Origin of the sequence: Nostoc sp. CCY0012 (assembly GCF_963920855.1) — a bacterium.
Lineage (GTDB): Bacteria > Cyanobacteriota > Cyanobacteriia > Cyanobacteriales > Nostocaceae > Cyanocohniella.
In genome coordinates, this window is the sequence record NZ_CAWUDM010000003.1 from 27,637 (window position 1) to 48,373 (window position 20,737).

Genomic DNA, 20,737 nt, shown 5'->3' on the forward strand with positions numbered 1-20,737 from the left:
CATTAGTTAATTCACAAGGCGGACAAACTTATTTTTACCAACTTGCAGCACTCGTCCGTGTAATTCACTAGGCTGCTCAAAAATGGTATCAACATCAGTAATGCGATCGCCATCTAAGCGTACCCCACCTTCTTGAATTTTTCGCTTACCTTCCCCAGTACTTTTGCATAAGCCGCTGACATTGAGCAGATATGCTAATTTGGCGGGAAACTGTGTTCCTCCTGCTAACGAAAATTCTGGTACAGCACCTTCTTTTCCACCACTTTTGGCGGCTTCTTTCGCTTCATTAGCGGCTGTTTCACCGTTGTACTGTTTTACCACTTCCCAGGCTAAAAGCATCTGGCGATCGCGGGGATTTTCTGGCAACTTCTCCAAAGGTAAATTCGTCAATAGTTCAAAATACTGTGACAGCAAATTGTCGGGAACACCTTGTAATTTTTGATATTTTTGTGCCGGATGTTCCGATAAGCCCACATAATTACTTAGAGACTTGGACATTTTTTGCACACCATCTGTACCAATTAAAATCGGCAGCAGTAACCCAAATTGCGGCTTTTGCCCAAAATGGCGTTGCAAATCTCTACCTACAGCAATGTTAAACTTTTGATCAGTTCCCCCTAACTCCACATCTGCCTCGACAGCTACAGAATCATAGCCTTGCATCAACGGATATAGGAACTCATGGATAAAAATCGGATTCTCTTTTTTATAGCGTTCAGCGAATCCCTCTTTCGCTAACATCTGCCCTACCGTCATGGTAGAAAGTAACTCTAAAACTTTACCCAAATTAAGCTGGGAAAGCCATTCGGAGTTATAACGCACTTCCAACCGGCCTGGTGTGTCAAAATCCAAAATAGGGCGCACTTGGTCAAGGTAAGTTTGAGCATTGTGTTTTACGTCTGCTTCACTCAGCTGACGACGCACCTCAGATTTACCCGTCGGATCGCCAATCCGTGCCGTAAAATCACCAATAATTAGAACTGCTGTATGACCAGCATCTTGAAATGCTCGCAGTTTGCGTACTGGTATGCTATGACCAAGGTGAATATCAGCACCTGTGGGGTCAATGCCCAATTTGACCCTCAAAGGTCGATTGGTAGTTACCAAGCGCTTCTCTAAACTTTCACTTTCAGCATCATTTGATTGGGGAAAAATTTCTACTGTCCCACGATGCAACCACGAAAAATCTTGTGTCATACTCAGAGATTCGCTATCAACTACGCTTTTTACTTTATAAGTTAGGTTGGTTATGTTCACTGGCAATTTGTCCGTTTTTGAATCTGCCAAATTAATATAATTGCAAAAAATTAACCGCCCTGCTTCATGAAATAAATTACAGTTACATTTACAAGTGAGGAAATAAGAACGCCGTGTCGTCTTCTAGGACTTTTACAAATAAGCAAACACAACGTCAGGCTTCACCAGGTTTTGAGTTTTTGAAAGGAGTAGGTCAGATCACTGGCGGTACTCTACTATCAATTACGATGCTGGCAAGCTCTATTGTAGCTGGAGGGCTGGTTGGACTGGCCATTAGTTTCCGGAACTTGCCAGATGTGAGGCAGCTGCGTAACTTTTTACCATCAGAAACAACATATATCTATGACATTAAAGGCAAACTGTTAGCGAGTATCCACGGTGAAGCTAACCGAGAAGTCATGCCCCTAGATAGAATTTCCCCCCATTTAAAACGGGCGGTATTAGCTAGTGAAGATGGTCATTTTTATGATCACCACGGTATCAATCCTAGCGGTGTAGGACGGGCTTTAATAGTTAACTTGGCAGCAGGTGGTGTGCGGGAGGGAGGTTCCACCATCACCATGCAGCTGGTGAAAAATTTGTTCTTATCTCAAAGACGTGCTTTTACTCGGAAGTTAGCTGAAGGGGTACTGGCAATTCGCCTAGAACAAATTCTCAGCAAAGACCAAATTCTAGAAATGTACCTCAATCAAGTTTATTGGGGTCACAATAACTATGGTGTCCAAACAGCAGCACGCACTTACTTTGACAAGTCAGCAGAAATTTTAAACTTGGCTGAGTCAGCAATGATGGCGGGTTTAATTCAAGCGCCAGAAGAATTCAGCCCGTTTGCCAGTGAGAGATTGGCAAAACAAAAACAAAAGGAAGTTTTGGGGCGGATGCTGGACTTGAAGTGGATTAGCCAGCAAGAATATGATGATGCTCTCAAACAAGAAATCAAATTAGGCAGAATCAGGTCATTTCAAGGTAGCGCCCTACCTTATGTGACCAATGCTGTCTCTCAAGAATTAGCTCAGAAGTTCGGGCGCGAGGCACTGCTTAAAGGTGGAATGCGGGTGCAAACTACAGTTGATGCTGAGTTCCAAACGATGGCAGAACAAACTGTCAGCAAATGGCATAAATCCCTGTCTGGTCAAGGTTTACGTAATAATCAAATTGCTTTAGTAGCTGTTGATCCCCGTACACATTTTGTTAAGGCATTAGTGGGCGGTGTGAACTCCAGAAGCAGCGAATTCAACCGGGCAATTCAAGCCCAGCGGCAACCAGGCTCTGCTTTTAAACCATTTGTATATTATGCTGCCTTTGCTACTGGTAAATTTGCTCCAGACTCAATTGTGCAAGATACACCAGTCCGTTACCGGGATGGTAGCGGTTGGTATAGTCCGAGAAACTATGATAGTAGCTTTAAAGGCCCAATGTCTATTCGCACGGCTTTAGCCCAATCTCGGAATATTCCTGTGATTAAGCTAGGTATGACTATAGGCATGAATAAAGTCGTAGAAGTTTGCCGTACCTTAGGAATTACGAGTCCAATGGAACCAGTGACTTCCTTACCTTTGGGTGCTATAGGAATGACACCATTAGAAATGGCTAGTGCTTATGCCACCTTTGCCAATTATGGATGGCAATCTCCAGCGACGGTTATGGCTCGTGTTACCGACAGCAGTGGCAATATCTTGTTAGATAATACGCCCAAACCCCAGCTAGTTCTAGACCAATGGGCATCGGCAGCGACTATCGACGTGATGCGTTCAGTAGTGAGTGAAGGTACTGGTAGAGGTGCCGATATCGGTCGCCCCAATGCTGGGAAGACAGGAACAACTTCTTCTGAAAGAGATATTTGGTATGTGGGTACTGTACCCCAGTTAACCACTGCTGTTTGGGTGGGGAGGGATGATAATAGACCATTAGCTAGAGGCGCTACAGGTGGTGGGATGGTAGCTCCCATTTGGAAAGATTTTATGCAGCAAGCCCTCAAAGGGGTACCTTCGGAAAACTTTAAGCCACCTTCTCAGTTTCCGCGCCCCAAATCATAAATAAACTGTGGATTTTGGATAATTGCCCATCCAAAATCCCAAATGTAGAATTTTAAATTCACTATGGCTGTTTTTCTAACTCAGTTTTCATCCGCTCTAGGGTAAGGTTCATCTGCTCAAACATCTGTTGCGGAGTCACACCAAATTGCCCTAACTGAGTTTTGAGTTGCTGCACTGTCATCTGTGCCATGAAATCTTCTGACAGTTCAAATCGCTTCATAAAGACGCGATAGCGATCCATCATAGCTTCCATCTGGTCAATAAACAGCTTCTTACCTTCGCGATCAAACTTGCCGTAGTTGTTGCCAAGGTTGATCAGCGCTTGATAATCTTCAAACAGCTGTTTTGCTTCTTGCTGAACGATATCAGAGTCAAAGAATCCCATTTTGCTTATATTCAACTGAGTATTTAGACTCAGCAGCGTATAGTTTTGCCTCTATTTTTATTCTAGTCTAGGGGATTCATCTAGGGAATACGTTTCGGTTTACGTACGGTTTTTTACCGGAATTTCAACACTTGACTGGGGCTAGGGGCTAGGAATTAGCGACTAGAGGCTAGGGAATTTTTTTCCTATGACTAATTTATAAAATCCAGCATAATTTGCTGATGTATGGGGCCTAAAGGTCTGACTTCATCGGCTATTGATGAATAATACTGACCCTGTTGAATATCTTTTGGCGTTAATAAACCCATATCCCACCCTTCGTTTAAGGTGAGTTGATTCAATTCGACTAAGAGCGGTGCATGAAAAACATGACGAATAGCTACATCATCGGCATAACAGCCAAATTCAAAATATGGTGGTAGGGTGTAGGTAATTTCTTCTAATACCTCTCGCTTCACAGCTACATCTGGCGTTTCGCCTGGTTCAATATGACCACCAAATAGCCCCCAGTAACCAGGGTAGAGAATCCCAGGGATATTATCTCGCAGTTGCATGAGAAACTTGTCGTCTTGGTAGAGAATTGCGATCGCTACATGTACTGGGGGCTTTTTCATAATGAGATTTTTGTAAAAATATTACTTTTCTTCTATGTATATTTCCCCAAACTCTTGGTTAGCTAAGGGAATACTTTTGTAACGAACTTTACCTTTAATTACTATTTGCTGTCCTTCTTGAAGATTGGGCTGATTCGTGACGACCCAAATTTTGCCTGTGGAATCGTTAATTTGATATGCCCACTGATTCAATAGGGGTACTTGTGTTTCTACCTTACCTTGCACATAAACGGTGGTATCCTGCTGTTCTTGTTCTGGTTTTATTGACCGAATTGGCGTGACATTGCTGCCAAAACTTAAGTTACTGGCTTGTAGTCCAGGTGTTGTCAAATAACCACAACCAAAAAGTCCAACTACAAGTAACAATGTAAGTCCTAGGCGGCAAGAAATCATGCTACGCCTGTTTAAAAACGAAAGTAAAAAGTTTTTCTGAGGTTGCATGACAGCCATTGGTTGAGAAAATTTATGTATTAATGCTTGCTTTGTCGCCAGTTTGTTGGTGTCAGTTCCCTTCTTTTTAGTCACAGAGGTGGGGACTGGGGTGAAAAAGCAGGGGGACAGGGTACAGAAGGGAAGACGGACGGCCAGTCCTACAATTTTTCTTCCTCATCTCCTCCATCGCCCCATTCCCTTGAGGCATTGAATCTGAGAAGATGAACAGTGGAGAGACGCTACGGCAACAAACAGCAACTCCATCAATAGTCAATAGGCAAACATTATTTGTAACTGTTGACTCCGCTACAAACAATTGAAATTTGGTATTAAGGCGAGTCTTCTGGGGATTTTCATGGAAATAAAAACTGCCAAACTTCTCGATGGTAAAGCTTTAGCTGAAAAAATTCATCAGGAATTATCTGCTCTAACTACACAATTACAAGTAAAAGTTGGACGACCTCCTGGTTTAGCTGTACTCATGGTGGGCGATAATCCAGCTTCAGCGGCTTATGTACGCAATAAAGAACGCGCTTGCGCTAAGGTCGGGATTGCTTCTTTTGGCAAGCATTTTCCGACAGAAACGACTCAAGCAGAACTAGAGGAAATGATTGCTGCACTTAACCAGGATGAACGGGTGGATGGCATTCTGGTACAGTTACCCTTGCCTGACCACTTGGATTCTGTGGCCCTGCTGAATAAGATAGATCCAGATAAAGATGCTGATGGTTTACACCCAGTGAACTTGGGGCGGTTAGTGCGGGGGGAAGACGGTTTACGTAGTTGTACACCAGCTGGTGTCATGCGGTTATTGCAGGAATATAAAATTCCTTTACAGGGAAAACAAGCTGTGGTGGTGGGACGTAGTATCTTGGTGGGTAAGCCCATGGCCTTGATGTTACTGGAAGCTGATGCTACTGTTACTATTGCTCATTCGCGATCGCAAGACCTCAGTAGTATCACTAAGAGTGCTGATATTCTCATCGCTGCGGTAGGTCGTCCAGGATTAATTACAGCCGAGATGGTGAAAGCGGGCGCTGTTGTGGTAGATGTGGGGATGAATCGCGTTACAGATGCTAGTGGCAAAAGTCGCTTAGTTGGTGATATTCACTGGGAATCAACTGCTAGCGTGGCAGAATTTATCACTCCGGTTCCTGGTGGTGTTGGCCCCATGACTGTCGCCATTTTATTGCAAAATACAGTTGCCAGCTATTTGAAGAAAGTTAGTTAGGAGTTATGGATGGTGAGTTATTAATTTTGAATTTTTAGCTCTTCAATCTTGACTCATGACTTTTTCAGCGCCAGAGCATCTTAAAATTGTGACGTATACCACAAATAGCCAACAGCCCAAAATCGAAGGAATTGAAGAATGGTAGCAGCTGATAACCTTCAGAAAATGCCAAAGGATACCACTTTTAACTTGGCAGCTTATCTTAAAGAGCGACAAAAGCTTTGTGAAACTGCCCTGGATAAGTCTATTCCCATCATTTATCCAGAAAAGATTTATGAATCAATGCGCTACTCGTTATTAGCTGGCGGTAAGCGTTTACGACCCATTCTCTGCCTTGCTGCCTGTGAAATGATCGGTGGCACAATTGACATGGCTATGCCTACAGCCTGTGCTGTGGAAATGATCCATACCATGTCGTTAATTCATGACGATCTGCCAGCAATGGATAATGATGATTATCGTCGTGGTCAGCTGACAAATCATAAGGTGTATGGCGAAGATATCGCAATTTTGGCTGGCGATGGTTTATTGGCCTATGCATTTGAATTAGTTGCCATGCAAACCCCTGAAAGCGTTGCTAGAGAAAGAGTTTTACAGGTAATTGCTCGTCTGGGAAAAGCATTGGGTGCAGCTGGTCTGGTGGGTGGTCAAGTGGTTGATCTAGACTCGGAAGGAAAGTCTGATACTTCTTTAGAAACCCTAAATTTTATTCATAACCATAAAACAGCTGCCCTTTTAGAAGCTGCTGTTGTGTGTGGAGGTATGGTAGCAGGAGCGTCAGCAGAAGATTTGCAACGACTTTCTCGCTATTCGCAAAATATTGGACTGGCATTTCAGATCATCGATGATATTCTGGATGTTACTGCGACCCAAGAGCAATTAGGTAAGACAGCAGGTAAAGACTTAATTGCTCAAAAGGTGACTTATCCTAGCTTGTGGGGAATTGAAGAATCCCGCGCCAAAGCCCAAGAATTAGTTGAGTCCGCCTGTATAGAATTAGATACATTTGGGGAACTGGCACAGCCACTCCAAGCACTAGCTCACTTTATTACTAGTCGCAATCACTAGGTCAATATTGGCTTGGGGATTTTGGGCTGCATCGAAATGTTTCCTCAGAAAACTACTGCTGCTAAATTTACTAACCGAACCAAAACACCATGCAGGACATAGGCGACATTTTAGACAACCGGGTGCTGCTGGTTGCTCTGGTAGCTTGTTTAGTTGCTCAAGCATTAAAGCTCGTAGTTGAGCTAGTCAAAAATCGTAAACTGAATGTGCGTGTTTTAGTAACAACCGGAGGTATGCCCAGCGCCCATTCAGCTTTAGTCACAGCTCTAGCCGCAGGTGTTGGGCAAACTCTTGGTTGGGCTTCCCCTGACTTTGCTTTGGCTACAATTTTTGCCATCATCGTCATGTACGATGCAGCCGGAGTTCGCCAAGCGGCTGGTAAGCAAGCTCGAATTCTTAATCAAATGATTGATGAATTATTCCACGAAAAACCAGACTTTAGCCAAGACCGACTCAAGGAATTGTTGGGTCATACACCAGTACAAGTAATAGCTGGTTCAGTATTAGGCATAACTATTTATTGGTTAGCTAGGTATGCTTATTAAGTAGTTCGGAGTTACGAATTATTGTAAACGTACAGCTGACCGCAGTAACATTACCTTGCTGCTATCCACTAAAACAGCAAAAAAACCACGCTCATTGAGCTTTTGCAGTGTATTGTATGCTTCTTGTTGGTTAGTAGTATGAACAGCTAACAAGTAAGGGCGTTGTCCGTAGGAAGCAAAACCTATATTACCTCCAACCACTTGTTGCACGCTATTGGCAAGCTCTGGGCGGTTAAAATAATCTACCAATACAGCATAACCACCTCCTAATACTTGGGGATTAAAGCTGATGGTCTGAGTGGGGACAGGAGTAGGTACCGGTGCCAGTGTTTGTGTAGATGGTGGAGATTGTACTGCATTTGTCACGGCAGGGCGTGTAGCGACGATGGCAGACAACCCAACAATATTGTTGACATATCTTGCCCACCGATTAGCATCGTCGATTCTGTTAAATCCCCCGATGCGCGTTACTGTATCAGTGAGATATTGACAAGTTATAGTTTGAATTTCACTTGGTAAGGCTTTACGCAACTGCGTCTGACTATTTGCCGTGGGACTGACTATTAATAAAAGATATTCCCCAGGACTGGGAGGTTGACAAATGGGAATATTTTGTTGAGCAGTGACAGAAGTCATGCTAGCTATCAAGCCTGCTGTTGTTAGTACTAATGCACTGGATAAAGGATCAAATTTCTGCACAAAATTAGAACGCATAAATTGAGTTTTTTCCCAAGATTTCAAAAGTGCATTTTGTGTTCCCTTGATGTTAGGGCAGGTCAACAACCCACCCTAATTTGTCTTTGCTGGCGGAGTTGGCCATTTCCTATTTCTCTAGGTGAGCAACTGCCAAGAATACAAGAGTATATTAAGACACTGATGTCAGAGAGGCCAAAGGATCAGATATGGTTTCAGAGGGAGCCTGAAATTCTCCGGTAACAACGTACTCTAAACGCAATTTGAGCCAGGTAATAAACTGGGAATTGGTGGAAATAATTGCGGCGGCTGGTTTGGGGCAATTTGCCCTGATATCTGCCATCTCAGGTGCTTCTAAAAAAGCTGGCTGCTTGACTAACCAAAAATCAATTTCTTTTTCTTGTTCGTGGTAATAACGAGTGCGTTCTTTCAGCACTTCATCGGTGGGTTCTTCTTGTATTAAAAACTGTTGACTTGCCAAAACGTAATAGTATGTTTGCATTTTTCGTCCTTTGCTTGCTATTGAATAATTTCAGGGTACAGGATTGTATTCTGTACCCCTAAAAAATAATTAAACCGGAATTACCTGATCAAAGCACTAAAGGGACAAGCACTAACTTTAAGTTCACCCGTTTGGGGTTTTGCTTCTCCATGCCAAAGACGTTGGAAAAAACTCCAAAAAGTTGGTTGCTTTTGTTCACTAGTTCCTTGCTTGCGTCCTGCTGTCAGCTTGTCTAAGAACTTGGTGTTGTCGTAATAGTGTTCTAAGGAAAGAATTTTTAAGTCGTCGGTGACACGGGCAATGCTCATGCCGATAACTTCTATTGTCTCTCCTGTGGGTGGGTGGTCTTTGTATACACCGTTGAAATGACCCCAATGCCGCCACTTAAAGGCCACGGTGGGAGGGGCTGAAAACACCTCTAGCACTTCCCATTGAAATCCTTCAGGAAATGCTGTATGGAAAAGATTCGTCGATGTTTCAAAGTTTTCCTCAGCAGCTTTGTAATGTTTAGTGTTGCCAATTAAGAGCTTGTAAGTACCTGACTCTACCACGTCTGATACCGTGTAGCTAGGGCCTCCATTGGTACTCATGCGGAACTTTTCATTGACGACCGATATCCACTGCTGGGGGTTGGTTTTGAAGTTGGCTTCTACATCGAAGGTTCTCACCAAGTTCTGCACGATCGCTTCTAGTGAACCTTCAGGATGATTTTTGATGCTTTCCTTAGCCAGATTTTCGTTGGAGCGGGTATAGTCAGGAAACTTACCGTAGCGCCACTCAACGTCAGTACTCTGTTCTAGCACTTTATCTCTGTGTTGTACCCAAAGCGGCAGGCTGTTAGACTCTGTTGAGGTCATAGAAGTTTTTGCTGAAATATTTAACTCCACATTTTTTGGATTTCGCAGTGATAACCCCTCTGGTTAGAGGCTAGCGGCTAGAAGAGGTTAGAGGCTAGGAAAATGAGTTTTTTCCATACGGGATGTAGCTCATGCCAATTGCTACTGAACTTGTATGGCTTGTTTCATTTCGCGGACTGCTCGTTCTATTCCTACTAATGCTGCCCGACTGATAATGGTATGACCAATGTTCAGTTCTTCCATACCTGGAAGTGCAGCTACCGGATAAACGTTCCAGTAGGTGAGTCCGTGACCAGCATTCACGCGCAAGCCAGCTTTAATCGCTTGTTCACACCCTTTCGCTAATACTGCTAACTCTCGCTGGCGATCGCCTTCAGTTTTAGCCTCTGCATACTGCCCGGTGTGCAGTTCAATAAACTGTGCTTGTACCTTGACAGATGCTTCAATTTGTGATTCTTGAGCGTCGATAAATAAACTCACAGGAATACTAGCACTCTGCAACTTATCGACTATCTCTCCTATTCTACCAATTTGCCCAACTATGTCTAATCCACCTTCTGTGGTGACTTCTTCCCGTTTTTCGGGTACTAAAGTTACATAATCGGGTTTGATTTCTAGGGCGATTCCTACCATTTCATCTGTGGCGGCCATTTCTAAGTTGAGGTGCGATCTCACTGTCTGCCGCAATAATTGCACATCTCTATCTTGAATATGTCTTCTATCTTCCCGCAGATGCACGGTAATGCCATCGGCACCGCCTAGTTCTGCCAGTACAGCTGCTGCTACGGGGTCTGGTTCCACTGTTCGCCTTGCTTGTCGGATGGTGGCAATGTGGTCAATGTTAACGCCAAGTGTAGGCACCCTTGTATCTCCCTATCCATAATTCCTTAGGTTTTGATTTTATCGGAATTTAGATATTGCTGGTTAATATTTTATGTGGATTGAGAAAACAGGGAACAGTGACAGGGCAAAGATTCTTTTCACTTATTTAGGATTAATATAAGTAAGTCGGCGAGAAAAAATCAAACTATGTTAAGCAATGTAAAATAATTAAAATTCATTTCGTAGTCAGGGCTACCCTACGGGTTCTGCGAAGCAGTACAGCCCTTATTTGAGGACTAAAGTCCTCACTACAAACCTTTAATTATTTACGCCGTCCTACTTATAGGAAACAGGATTATTAATTGAATTTTCGTAGGCTTAATCTACGCTTGTACATCAAATTATCTTACTATAAAACATACTGTTTTCCCCATTATTCTCTACTCCTAAATTACCGAGCCGATATGCTTTTAGAACTACAACAAATTATCGTCAAACCAGGTCAAGAAATGTTGTTAAAAGATATTAGTTGGCAACAGTTAGAAAATATTTTGACAGAAATGGGAGATAAACGTGCTGCACGTATTTCTTATAGTAATGGCTGGTTAGAAATTATGGTTCCTCTACCTGAACATGAAAAAGATAAAGAAATTGTTGGTGATTTAGTTAAAGTTTTGTTAGAAACACTGAATATTGATTTTGAACCTTTTGGTTCTACAACTCTTAAAAATGAACTCATGCGTCAAGCTGTAGAACCAGATACTTGTTTTTATATTCAAAATCAAGCGGCTGTAATTGGTAAAAATCGACTAGATTTAACTGTAGATCCACCGCCAGATTTAGCTATTGAAATTGATATTACTTCTCGAACTCGATTTGACAATTATGAAATTTTGGCAGTTCCTGAACTGTGGCGATATACAAAAAAAGGTTTGGAAATTTCTATATTACAGCAGGGAAAATATATAAAATCTCCATTTAGTCCTAATTTTCCAGAGATTCCGATTGTGGAATTAATTAATGAATATGTTCAGCAGTGTTTAACTATTGGTAGAAGTCAAGCAATGCGTAATTTTAGAATTTGGGTGAAAAATAATTTATAACTCCCTAATTTAAACAAGTAATTCCCAACATAAAATAATATAAGGCTTTCTGAGAGAGGCGATCGCTCATGAATACTGAGAACAATCCAGGCGTCGTGGTAGACTGGAAACCACCCATGCCACCTACAGATTTAATTTTCGATGATGGTGAACCCTTAGAAGCTAGATTAAGAGAGTTGGGGGAAAATCCAGATATGTTGTGAGGGTAGTTTTTTCAGGTGCGATCGCATAATCTCAAAGGTTGCTTGAAAAGTGATAAGAGATAATATTGCATCATGTTATTCATGGAATTGATCAGCACATTTTGCTAACCAAACCTGCAAAGCATTTTCGTCAATCTCTCCAGATGCTAAACTTTCCATAACTAATACTATCTCCGGCTCTGGTGCATTGAAACTATAAGCATTCAATCCTAAAAAAACATACATCGCCATAAAAGCTGTACGCTTATTGCCATCCACAAATGGATGATTGTTACATAAAGCAAAACCATAAGCCGCTGTTAATTCCAACAGCGAAACTTCCGGTTGATAGGAAAATTTATGCCGGGGACGGGCTAAACTCGCTTCTAATAACGGAACATCTCTCACCCCAGATAATCCGCCATACTGAGAAATCAAATCTTTATGGATAGCCAGCATCATTTGTTTTGTTAGCCAAGTTGGTTCATTCACTTGGCGAGTTCATTCAACGCCTGACGGAACTTCTGGCTACCTTCTCTATAAATGGCCATCGCTTTCTCAAACTCAGGGTCATAAGGACTAAGCTGGATGCCATTTTCAGTTTCTGTTACAAATAGGGTATCTCCTTCGGAAAGGTTGAGCTTTTCTAATAACTCCTTAGAAAATGTTACCCCTACTGAATTACCAATTTTGCGTAACTTTAAAGCCTGTATCATAAAATTTCTGCTAATGTAATTACGAGTGTAATTACTATCTTAGCTGTAAATTCCCAACTCCTGAAATATATCTACAGTATTTACAGCTTCTGCCCTGATAGCTTTTTTTCCTCTATTAACTTTTCAAACATCCTCTCATCTAAGGGTTAATTGGCTCAAACTTATATTTATCAGTACCAGGTTCTTTTTGCACTTGAACTAAAAACATAGGATTATCCACGCGATCGCCTGACTTATCAAACTGAATTTTTCCGGTTGCACCATTAATGGAAAAACTGGGACTTTGCAGTACCTCTTGCAGTTCTTCACGAGTATTACTTTTTTGCAACCCTGCAATAATCGCTTTAGTTGCATCATAAGAAGTTGCCGTTCGCCAATTTACCGTCCCACCCTAGAGGTTTCGAGCATTTTGTTCAAAGGATTTGTCAGGAAATGCTTGGGAATGCCAAGGTATAGCAATTATCATGCCATCAATATCTTTCCCCTCTTCTAAGATGTCGTTCTGGAATAAAGTAGAACTACTAAAGACGGCTAACTTCCGCTGATTCGCTCGCGCTATTGCTAAACCTTCTTGGATTCTTTCTATGTAGATAGCTAATACCAAAGCATTAGCACCACTGCGGACTGCTTGATCTATGATTGCTTGAGGGTCAAAGTTTCTAGTAGAAATATTGCAATCTGTGGGATTTATCTGACCACTAGCAGCCTTGATTGATTCAATAAACCTATCCTTAAACAATAAATTATCTAAAGATTGGGGATCAAAACACATTAGAAAATTAGTTTTACTGGCTGTCTTGATGGCATAGTCTGAGACCTCATCTGCTATTGATTTAACATTAGGGGCAGTACGGAAAATATAATTGCCCACATTAGAGAGATTAGGTGCATAGCTAGTGGGAGTCATCATGACTAGCCCGTATTGTTGATAAACTGGGGCAGCAGAGAGCGAAGCATTACTAGAATTATGTCCCACAACAGCTAATATGTTGGTATCTTCACCAACCCTTGTAGCAATTTGTACGGCTTCACTTGGGTCATTATTATCATTAGCGATCGCTACTTTTAAAAGTTTACCGTTAATACCACCATTAAAATTCACCTCATCTTGAGCTTGAGCTACACCACGTAGCATCTCTTTAGCTACACCTTGATTTGTGCCAATGGGTACACTTACAGCTATTTTCAGGGGATCACCTCTGCGAATAGCTTTAGCATTGTTAAGGTAAATCAATGCTTCTGGATCGGTAGGATTTGCTGTTCGATAAGACTCGAATTTCTGAATAGCAGTTTGACAGTCACCATTGGTAAATGCTTTAACTCCAGCTTGTTTGTCTGAATTAGTGTCTTGTGTTAATAAAATTTCTTCGCCTACACTCATTTTATCGTTTACAACATACCTCTCCTTCACAGGACAAGATCTAGATATATATTGAGGGCGAACCATAGTGACTACAATAAAGCTAACAATTGCCCCAATAATCCCTCCGACAATAAAGGTGTCTATCCCTCTCATACGATAGTGTAGAAAATTGCTATAAAAAATATTTTTGAAAATATTTAAACTGCTGGGTTTATACTTTGCAAGTATAGGAGCTATATCTTCATTTCTCAGTGCTAAAATTTGCTGGAACACTTGTAACTCATTTTTAGTTTCAATACTGAGAGTAAATTGTTTTTCGACTTCTTCTATATATGCTTTTTCATACTCATTTAATCTATTTTGGTAATCTCGGTAAGGTTGTAGAACTTCATTCTCAATTGCTAGAGCTTCTTCAGACGATAAGTTTAAGTTCATTCGCAACTGATCTAATGATCTACGACCTAGAGAAGAAATTTCCCCATTACGAGAAAAAGATTCAACTTTTTTGCGATATCCCAACTTTGGGTCACCAAGTGGTGCTTTAGCGATTAAGATTGTGTAGCCTTCTTTAATTGGATAGATTTCCGGTTTCATGGCTGGTGCGGCTTCTTGCACTTTTCTGGTGGCATATTCATGCAATTCATCAACAGTTATCCAACCATCTTCATCTTTATCTGCTGCACCAGTTTCCAATCCTTCTACTACATAGCGGGTATAAGTTGAGGTATCGGTTCCTGTATCTTCAAATGAGTATTGAGTTGAAGTTGAAGATGTCAGAATTGCCCTTCCTTCTCCGCCTAATTGATTCTTAACATCCACAAAACCATTATCTTTTGCGGGCATACCCTCGGCAAATGCGCCACTAAAACAACAATCTAAAATCACAACTTCGCGTCTAGAGCGACTATTACTCATGACATCATGGACAAAGCTAGCTGGTACTGTTGTGGCTTTAAACAGTGAGCCTGTTTCAGTTTTACAGGTGTTACGAGTGGAAAAATAGAGCTTACCACTTTCATCTTTGATTCCGTGACCAGAAAAAAATAGCAGTATCAGATCATCTCTTTGACGACCATCAAATAAAGTTTCTATGGCTTTTGCCATTTCTTGTGTTTGAGGATTTATCAGTGTTTTTATTTCATCAAAATTGCCAATTTCTGGATGCTGTAAAACTCGCTGCATCGCTTCGACATCTCGGACGGCTGATGGTAATGAGGTAAGACCAAGTTCGTATTCGCTGACTCCGATTAAAAGTGCAACTTTCGCCATTTCGCTATTTTTCCTGACTACTAGAATTTTTTAGTTACCTGAAATAAACTTTTGTGCTTGTTCAATGGCGGCGGTTAATTCTTCCCGACTACTAGCCTTGACTTTCAGCTTTTTACCGTTAGCCTCGACTTCTAATTCAATGGTTTTATTACCTAAGCGATCGCCTAAAAATCCCAGCACTTTCTTAAAATTGTTAATACTGACTTCAGCCTTTAACACCCCCAGCAAAAAACCACCTACTGACTTGCTGGCTTCAGGTATTTCTGTAACGGCTACGAGTTTGGCGCTTTCTACATCTAAGTCTCTAATCTCTCGCAAGAGATTACGCGTTTCCCGCTCTTGTTCTTCTGCATCTAAGTCGGGATTGATAAGAGCGATGGTGAGTGTGACGTTAGATTGAGAACTCATATTGTATATTTTTAAGTTTTTCAGCAGCGAATAGCCAAGTATATTTTCTGAGTATACTTGTACGACATCATATCTGCTAAGTAAATTTTCGGTAAATTTTTAGAGGTGTTGCGATCGCCTGTACTCAAAGAAACATCAGCCGAGCGATCGCCCTATGATTTAAGTAAAACACTATTTTTAAGTTAGGCTATATACTACTGCAACTAATCAGGCTCTGGAGCTAGAACGAGGTAATTTATGACTACTCTAGCCATTAAAATTCCCCGCATTACCCACGAAAAATTTTGGGAAATTTGCCAAGCCAACAAAGACTTGCGTCTAGAATTGACTGCTGATGGAGAAGTTATCGCTATGTCACCTACTCACTCCTGGACGGGAAAGCAAAATTCTGGATTAACAGCACAACTATGGAATTGGAATGATAGCAGTGAATTAGGTGTGGTTTTCGACTCCTCTACAGGTTTTACTTTACTTAATGGTGCGGTGCGATCGCCTGATGCTGCTTGGGTAGATAATGAACATTGGAACAGTCTAAGTGAGGAACAGCAACGTTATGAGTTCTCTCCCATAGCTCCTGATTTTGTAGTAGAGTTGCGTTCTAGCAGTGATGATTTAGCAACTCTGCAAGCCAAAATGCGAGAATACTTGGCTAACGGAGTAAAACTCGGATGGCTGATTGATCCAAAACAACAAAAGGTAGAGATTTATCGCATAGGTCAAACTCCGGAAATTTTAGAATCTCCTACCTTGCTTTCAGACGAAGATTTACTTCCTGGATTTGAATTAAAGCTCAACAAGATTTGGTGATCACAATTCTAACTCGACGCACTAGTATAAAAGCGTAGTGCAAACCGCCAAAAGCCACTGGAAACCCAGAATAACACTACTGCTAACACTGCTGCACCTATTAACCAGTTACTTTGACCCCGGCCGAGCATTGTTTCTGCTGGTATTGTCGTTAAAAATGCTACTGGCACAACAAAGGTGAAGAAAAAGCGGTAAGCAGCTGGGTAAGCGATCATCGGATATCTCCCAGCTTCCAATAAACCCCGTAATACTTCCGTAGCATTGTATATTTTGACAAACCAAATGCTAGTTGCACCTAGCATAAACCACAAGCTGTAGAGAATTGCCAAGCCAAATAATAATGGCACTGCACTCAAAAGGTAATTATTAATACTCAAATCCAGGCTTCTACCTGCATAACCAATAATAATACTGCCGAAAATTAAATCTGGTACTCCCCAAGGTGAAAGGGTATGAGTAGAAAGCCAAAACTGACTGCGGATAGGTTTAAGGAGGATAAAATCTAATGTGCCTTCTTGGACATGGCGCACAATGCGGTTGAGGTTGGGGGCTAAAAATGTAGCAGCAAAGCCTTGCAATAAGGTAAAAATTCCCAAAACTATTAAAGCGGCTTCCCATGACCAGCCATCAAAGGTGTAGCCAGTACGGTAAAACAAGAATAAGCCAAAAAGACTACCTGCGAGATTACCCAAGCTACTCAAGGTAGCTATGAGGAAGTTGAGGCGATACTCCATCTCTGCGGCTATGGCTGTACTCCAAAATAGCCCTAGTACTTTCCAATATCTTCCCATTTTGCACCCTTAAGCCATACTTAGCGCTGCTCATGACATCTCTAAGAAGGCAGAATAAATTTACTCAAACTTGATAATATTCGGCATTTTATGGGTTTAATTATAATTGTTTCTTGAGTACAACTGATTATTTATTTAACTCCAGTAAATAGAGTTGGGCTGCAAGACTTAAGCACAAAAAGGCAGACTGGATTGTGCTTTAGGGTATGCTGTTTATTTGTATAAGAAACAGGTATATTGTTTTACCAAATTACACTAGGATTCGGTAATCTATGGCTAGACTATCCCATGAGTTACAACGCTATTTTTTTGAGGAAGAGCGCCCTGCACAAGTAACTTTGGCAGAAATTTTGCTGCTAGCAAAAGAAAGAATTTTTGGCTTTTTGCTGGTTATTTTGTCTTTACCTTCGGCTTTACCTGTTCCTGCGCCTGGTTACTCGATTCCTTTCGGTATTTTGATTTTTTTACTGGCTGTACAGTTGATTATCGGTGCGAAAATTCCTTGGCTACCCCAGCGCATGATTAACCATCCCATGAAACTGGAAACAGTCCAGAAGTTTTTGAAAGCCGGGATTCCGTGGTTACGGAGGATTGAAGCGATCGCTCGGCCGCGGTTTACTTATATATGTACTACTTTACCAGGTAGAGTCACCATTGGCAGTGCGATCGCCTTAATGGCTATTTCTATGATGATTCCTATTCCCGGAACCAATACCTTACCAGCCATGGGGGTGTTCGTTACTAGTTTCGGTTTACTGGAAGATGATGGTGCTATTAGCTTAGGTGGTTTAGTTCTGTGTCTCATGGGAGCAATTTTAAGTGTCTCAATTATCATCGCAGTTATGTGGGGAGGTTCCAGTATCCTGGATTTAATCAAAGTTTGGCTGGGGCGTTAATTTCCTAAAATACTACTAGAGGAGTATGGCAGTAAAACTTTAGGAGTGAATAATACTGTCATGACTGCCTTTAATATTCATCTCTACCTATTTTGGGAAAACTGCCTGTTTTTCCTATCTGCTACATCTTTTTTTGTCGCCGTGGCTTGGGCGTGGAAAAATACCCAGCCCTTCCATCTACCACAACCATTTCCGAGATGGTTTACTCCCTGGTTTAGCACAATGCAAGTCCTGGGAGGATTACTACCTGTGGCGGTAATGCTGTTATGGGGTGTATTGTGGGGCTACACGTCGGTATTCAGCGTACTGCTGTGGTACTTTGTGATGTTAGGGTTGCAAATCCTCTCAGAAAGCATCACCTTAAGACTGTTTTATAGCGTAGTTTGGGTAATGATACCTTATTTATATGTGCCTTACCGCATCTGGCAAATGTATGAAGGCGTAAAATTAATTGGCTCGACAAATGAGCTATTTTGGGTACATAATTTATTAATTTTAGAAATTTTGCTGTGGACTGGGAACTATGTTTTAGATGTATCACAGCTACCAAGGTTATTTCGCTGGGATGTCAAACATAACTCTGATATTAATATCAATTAATTATGGATAAGTTAATTATAAATACTTGATATCCAAAAAGTTATGTAAAATTATTAACACTTGAAAGAAATATCTATGGTATTGAAAATCCCAATACTTATGATAGAAAGTTTCTTATTAAGTCAATTCTGATGAACCTAGAATTGAATGAGTTTTTCTGTATAGAAAAATCAACAAACTTCATAAAAATTATCTAACACTTGCATTTCGTATTAACTTCAGCTAAAGTCGAGATATCAACCTAAAACACATCTAAATAGCTCTAGTACAGTCAGGCGTTAATAGGAATGCTCTGGCAAAAAAGTTATTGAGACTTCTTCCTAGCGGTACTACCTTTCAGTAGATGAGATAACATAAGCTTTATTTATATAATTTACAGACTACAAGTAAATTGTATGGAGGATTGCTTATCGACTATTCTTTGATTTTTTTTGTTTCTTAATTGAGAATTATTTGCAATATGTACTTATTTTTTGTTATATTAAAAGTACCCAGTGTCATAGAAATATTCCCACAACATCGGCTAAATCAAGCAAATTTTATGCGGGAATTTACGCAAAATCAACTATTTTCGCCTGTTTTCAGGTTATGTAATCTCAGCTTAGGAATCTATATTTACCAAGATTCCCACATATGGAAATGGTTAGCTAAACCGCCATATTACTGACAAAAGTACTGTATACATCAGACCTGTGATATTGATATCACGATAATAGCTAGATATGTCAAAGATTTATGGGAACGCCTGAAATTTAATAGTATGTATTAATTAGCTATAAAGTACATACGAAACTTTTTCCGTCAGCCAACAAAAACCGAAAGTCATTGTGATATTGCTGCTAATACTCCAAAAAATCAATTTTTTTTGCCCGACTAGATAAGAAACAATACAAAATTAATTTTCAACTTACGGTAATATCTCTCCCAAGATTAGTTAACACCAATATGGAAATTTTATTAACCAAAAAGACGTTTAGTTAAAATGATGTTATAACGTGGCTACCTAGTTTTTAGCAGTAAATGCCGATTATTCTCATTTCTTTTTCGATTTGAAGATATTGTAGCCAAGATGACAATATCACCTTCTCATAACCCTTTGTCCAAAAAATTAACTAATGAGTAAAGTTCGATGAATACTTTTTTTTGTTCTGACCATGCGCGAGAAGTAGGAGAAGATATTATTGGTAGTGCTACCAATTACCAAACTTATATTTTAGTTGAATGTCCTCAACCATGGACATATAATGCCTTTAATTCTAAATGGGTTCCCAGTAATTTACAAAAGTTGGTAGAAGAAGTATCCCGTGCTAAATTGCCCGTCAGGTTTTTGTTGATTGCTAATGATTTTTCCCATAAAGTAGACTATACAACTCTGTTAATTTATCAAAAACAAGAGGGGCTAAGTAGTGGATTCCAAAAACACGAATTTAAACTACCACATATTGAGCAAGTAGCCGCCGTAGTCAAACAATGCTTGTGGGGCAAAATGCCTGATGCAGAAACAGAAACAAACATCACCAGAGATATTTTAGTCTGTACCCACGGTAGCCATGATCAGTGCTGTGCTAGATATGGTAATCCTTTTTATTTTCATGCAGCTGCTAATATTGCTGATTTGGCATTGGATAATGTGCGGATTTGGAAATCTAGTCATTTGGGTGGACATCGATTTGCACCCACAGCTATAGATTTTCCTAATGGCAGATATTACGGGTTTCTAGATCAAGAATCATTTCGGTCAATTTTGACCCGTACAGGTGATATTCAGTGCTTAAATAAAGTATATCGAGGCTGGGGGATTATCCCAAATCCACTTCAGATATTAGAAAAAGAACTAATGCTTTGTCATGGATGGAACTGGTTTAATTACAAAGTAGCCGGCAAAATCATTCAGCAAAGTTTAGATAATAATACGATATTAGCTGAGTTAACATTTGAAGAACCCTGTGGTTCTCTATCCACGTATCAAGCTCAACTGATTAAAGATCAAACTAAGACGCTAAAACTGAAGAGTTCTTGTAATTCTAAAGAAGATTCTGTAATTGTTAAATATGTTGTAGATAGAGTGGGAATTGTCTGTAAGAAAGTTGCAACTTATAGTACATAAAAAGCTAAGTTAACAACTCATTTAAGGGTTGCTATCTACCAAATAATTATTGT

At 40.6% G+C, this 20,737-nt stretch carries 24 protein-coding genes; 10 read left to right on the forward strand and 14 right to left on the reverse strand.

The genetic code is table 11. The features are described 5' to 3' along the window. Positions 1 to 6: 6 nt before the first annotated feature. Positions 7 to 1,197: a tyrosine--tRNA ligase gene (gene tyrS / locus ACM0OS_RS01240; RefSeq protein WP_414541333.1), complete on the reverse strand. Its 1,191-nt coding sequence runs from the start codon at positions 1,195 to 1,197 to the stop codon at positions 7 to 9. A 287-nt stretch (positions 1,198 to 1,484) separates the two neighbouring features. On the opposite strand from tyrS, the gene ACM0OS_RS01245 reads away from it, so the two are divergent. After that, positions 1,485 to 3,293, forward strand: coding sequence for a transglycosylase domain-containing protein (locus ACM0OS_RS01245; RefSeq protein ID WP_414541404.1), 1,809 nt, complete (start codon positions 1,485 to 1,487; stop codon positions 3,291 to 3,293). Positions 3,294 to 3,354: 61 nt separating this feature from the next. Here ACM0OS_RS01245 and ACM0OS_RS01250 read toward each other — a convergent pair whose 3' ends face one another. The 3 genes from ACM0OS_RS01250 to ACM0OS_RS01260 all read right to left on the reverse strand — a co-directional run bounded on the left by ACM0OS_RS01250 (position 3,355) and on the right by ACM0OS_RS01260 (position 4,817). Continuing rightward, the gene (locus ACM0OS_RS01250; protein ID WP_414541334.1) at positions 3,355 to 3,678 is read right to left on the reverse strand and encodes a DUF1825 family protein; all 324 of its coding nucleotides are present in this window, start codon (positions 3,676 to 3,678) and stop codon (positions 3,355 to 3,357) included. Between the two features lie 191 nt (positions 3,679 to 3,869). Next, complete coding sequence (locus tag ACM0OS_RS01255; RefSeq protein WP_414541335.1) at positions 3,870 to 4,292, reverse strand: NUDIX hydrolase; 423 nt, start codon at positions 4,290 to 4,292, stop codon at positions 3,870 to 3,872. Between the two features lie 21 nt (positions 4,293 to 4,313). Beyond that, the gene (locus tag ACM0OS_RS01260) at positions 4,314 to 4,817 is read right to left on the reverse strand and encodes a hypothetical protein (protein ID WP_414541336.1); all 504 of its coding nucleotides are present in this window, start codon (positions 4,815 to 4,817) and stop codon (positions 4,314 to 4,316) included. Between the two features lie 262 nt (positions 4,818 to 5,079). Here ACM0OS_RS01260 and folD point away from each other — a divergent pair, with 262 nt between their 5' ends. From folD to ACM0OS_RS01275, 3 genes are all read left to right on the forward strand, one after another. After that, positions 5,080 to 5,955: a bifunctional methylenetetrahydrofolate dehydrogenase/methenyltetrahydrofolate cyclohydrolase FolD gene (gene folD / locus ACM0OS_RS01265; protein ID WP_414541337.1), complete on the forward strand. Its 876-nt coding sequence runs from the start codon at positions 5,080 to 5,082 to the stop codon at positions 5,953 to 5,955. A gap of 138 nt (positions 5,956 to 6,093) precedes the next feature. Continuing rightward, positions 6,094 to 7,023, forward strand: a complete 930-nt coding sequence (gene crtE / locus ACM0OS_RS01270; protein WP_414541338.1) for a geranylgeranyl diphosphate synthase CrtE — start codon at positions 6,094 to 6,096, stop codon at positions 7,021 to 7,023. 89 nt (positions 7,024 to 7,112) lie between these two features. Next, positions 7,113 to 7,568 carry a divergent PAP2 family protein gene (locus ACM0OS_RS01275; RefSeq protein WP_414541339.1) on the forward strand — a complete coding sequence of 152 codons (456 nt, stop codon included), beginning with the start codon at positions 7,113 to 7,115 and terminating at the stop codon, positions 7,566 to 7,568. Between the two features lie 18 nt (positions 7,569 to 7,586). On the opposite strand, the gene ACM0OS_RS01280 is transcribed toward ACM0OS_RS01275, so the two are convergent. The 4 genes from ACM0OS_RS01280 to ACM0OS_RS01295 form a co-directional block, all read right to left on the reverse strand. After that, positions 7,587 to 8,282, reverse strand: coding sequence for a hypothetical protein (locus tag ACM0OS_RS01280; RefSeq protein ID WP_414541340.1), 696 nt, complete (start codon positions 8,280 to 8,282; stop codon positions 7,587 to 7,589). 151 nt (positions 8,283 to 8,433) lie between these two features. Further along, the gene (locus tag ACM0OS_RS01285; RefSeq protein WP_414541341.1) at positions 8,434 to 8,763 is read right to left on the reverse strand and encodes an MgPME-cyclase complex family protein; all 330 of its coding nucleotides are present in this window, start codon (positions 8,761 to 8,763) and stop codon (positions 8,434 to 8,436) included. Between the two features lie 80 nt (positions 8,764 to 8,843). Continuing rightward, the gene (locus ACM0OS_RS01290) at positions 8,844 to 9,620 is read right to left on the reverse strand and encodes an ester cyclase (protein ID WP_414541342.1); all 777 of its coding nucleotides are present in this window, start codon (positions 9,618 to 9,620) and stop codon (positions 8,844 to 8,846) included. A gap of 141 nt (positions 9,621 to 9,761) precedes the next feature. Next, a complete protein-coding gene (locus ACM0OS_RS01295) occupies positions 9,762 to 10,481 on the reverse strand; it encodes a pyridoxine 5'-phosphate synthase (protein ID WP_414541343.1) in 720 nt (239 codons plus the stop codon). A gap of 425 nt (positions 10,482 to 10,906) precedes the next feature. Between ACM0OS_RS01295 and ACM0OS_RS01300 the strand changes: the two genes are divergently transcribed. Then, positions 10,907 to 11,545, forward strand: a complete 639-nt coding sequence (locus ACM0OS_RS01300) for a Uma2 family endonuclease (protein WP_414541344.1) — start codon at positions 10,907 to 10,909, stop codon at positions 11,543 to 11,545. Positions 11,546 to 11,613: 68 nt separating this feature from the next. After that, the gene (locus ACM0OS_RS01305) at positions 11,614 to 11,748 is read left to right on the forward strand and encodes a hypothetical protein (RefSeq protein WP_414541345.1); all 135 of its coding nucleotides are present in this window, start codon (positions 11,614 to 11,616) and stop codon (positions 11,746 to 11,748) included. 75 nt (positions 11,749 to 11,823) lie between these two features. Here ACM0OS_RS01305 and ACM0OS_RS01310 read toward each other — a convergent pair whose 3' ends face one another. From ACM0OS_RS01310 to ACM0OS_RS01330, 5 genes are all read right to left on the reverse strand, one after another. Then, positions 11,824 to 12,219 (reverse strand): type II toxin-antitoxin system death-on-curing family toxin, encoded by a 396-nt coding sequence (locus ACM0OS_RS01310; RefSeq protein WP_414541346.1) that lies wholly within the window; start codon positions 12,217 to 12,219, stop codon positions 11,824 to 11,826. Then, complete coding sequence (locus ACM0OS_RS01315) at positions 12,216 to 12,443, reverse strand: AbrB/MazE/SpoVT family DNA-binding domain-containing protein (RefSeq protein WP_414541347.1); 228 nt, start codon at positions 12,441 to 12,443, stop codon at positions 12,216 to 12,218. Before ACM0OS_RS01315 ends, ACM0OS_RS01310 begins: the two co-directional genes overlap by 4 nt. Before the next feature lie 139 nt (positions 12,444 to 12,582). Next, a complete protein-coding gene (locus tag ACM0OS_RS01320; protein ID WP_414541348.1) occupies positions 12,583 to 12,771 on the reverse strand; it encodes a hypothetical protein in 189 nt (62 codons plus the stop codon). Between the two features lie 63 nt (positions 12,772 to 12,834). After that, a complete protein-coding gene (locus ACM0OS_RS01325) occupies positions 12,835 to 15,075 on the reverse strand; it encodes a caspase, EACC1-associated type (protein ID WP_414541349.1) in 2,241 nt (746 codons plus the stop codon). A 30-nt stretch (positions 15,076 to 15,105) separates the two neighbouring features. Next, positions 15,106 to 15,483 (reverse strand): hypothetical protein, encoded by a 378-nt coding sequence (locus ACM0OS_RS01330; protein ID WP_414541350.1) that lies wholly within the window; start codon positions 15,481 to 15,483, stop codon positions 15,106 to 15,108. Positions 15,484 to 15,720: 237 nt separating this feature from the next. Here ACM0OS_RS01330 and ACM0OS_RS01335 point away from each other — a divergent pair, with 237 nt between their 5' ends. Then, positions 15,721 to 16,290, forward strand: a complete 570-nt coding sequence (locus tag ACM0OS_RS01335) for a Uma2 family endonuclease (RefSeq protein WP_414541351.1) — start codon at positions 15,721 to 15,723, stop codon at positions 16,288 to 16,290. 8 nt (positions 16,291 to 16,298) lie between these two features. Here the strand turns inward: ACM0OS_RS01335 and ACM0OS_RS01340 are convergent, their stop codons facing one another. Then, on the reverse strand, positions 16,299 to 17,081 hold the full coding sequence (locus ACM0OS_RS01340; protein WP_414541352.1) for an ABC transporter permease: 783 nt from the start codon (positions 17,079 to 17,081) through the stop codon (positions 16,299 to 16,301). Between the two features lie 272 nt (positions 17,082 to 17,353). Here ACM0OS_RS01340 and ACM0OS_RS01345 point away from each other — a divergent pair, with 272 nt between their 5' ends. The 3 genes from ACM0OS_RS01345 (at position 17,354) to ACM0OS_RS01355 (ending at position 20,684) form a co-directional block, all read left to right on the forward strand. Next, complete coding sequence (locus tag ACM0OS_RS01345; RefSeq protein ID WP_414541353.1) at positions 17,354 to 17,977, forward strand: exopolysaccharide biosynthesis protein; 624 nt, start codon at positions 17,354 to 17,356, stop codon at positions 17,975 to 17,977. 45 nt (positions 17,978 to 18,022) lie between these two features. Continuing rightward, entirely contained in the window at positions 18,023 to 18,577 is a 555-nt protein-coding gene (locus ACM0OS_RS01350) for a hypothetical protein (RefSeq protein WP_414541354.1), read from the forward strand. A gap of 1,129 nt (positions 18,578 to 19,706) precedes the next feature. After that, positions 19,707 to 20,684, forward strand: a complete 978-nt coding sequence (locus tag ACM0OS_RS01355) for a sucrase ferredoxin (RefSeq protein ID WP_414541355.1) — start codon at positions 19,707 to 19,709, stop codon at positions 20,682 to 20,684. Positions 20,685 to 20,737: the final 53 nt, after the last annotated feature.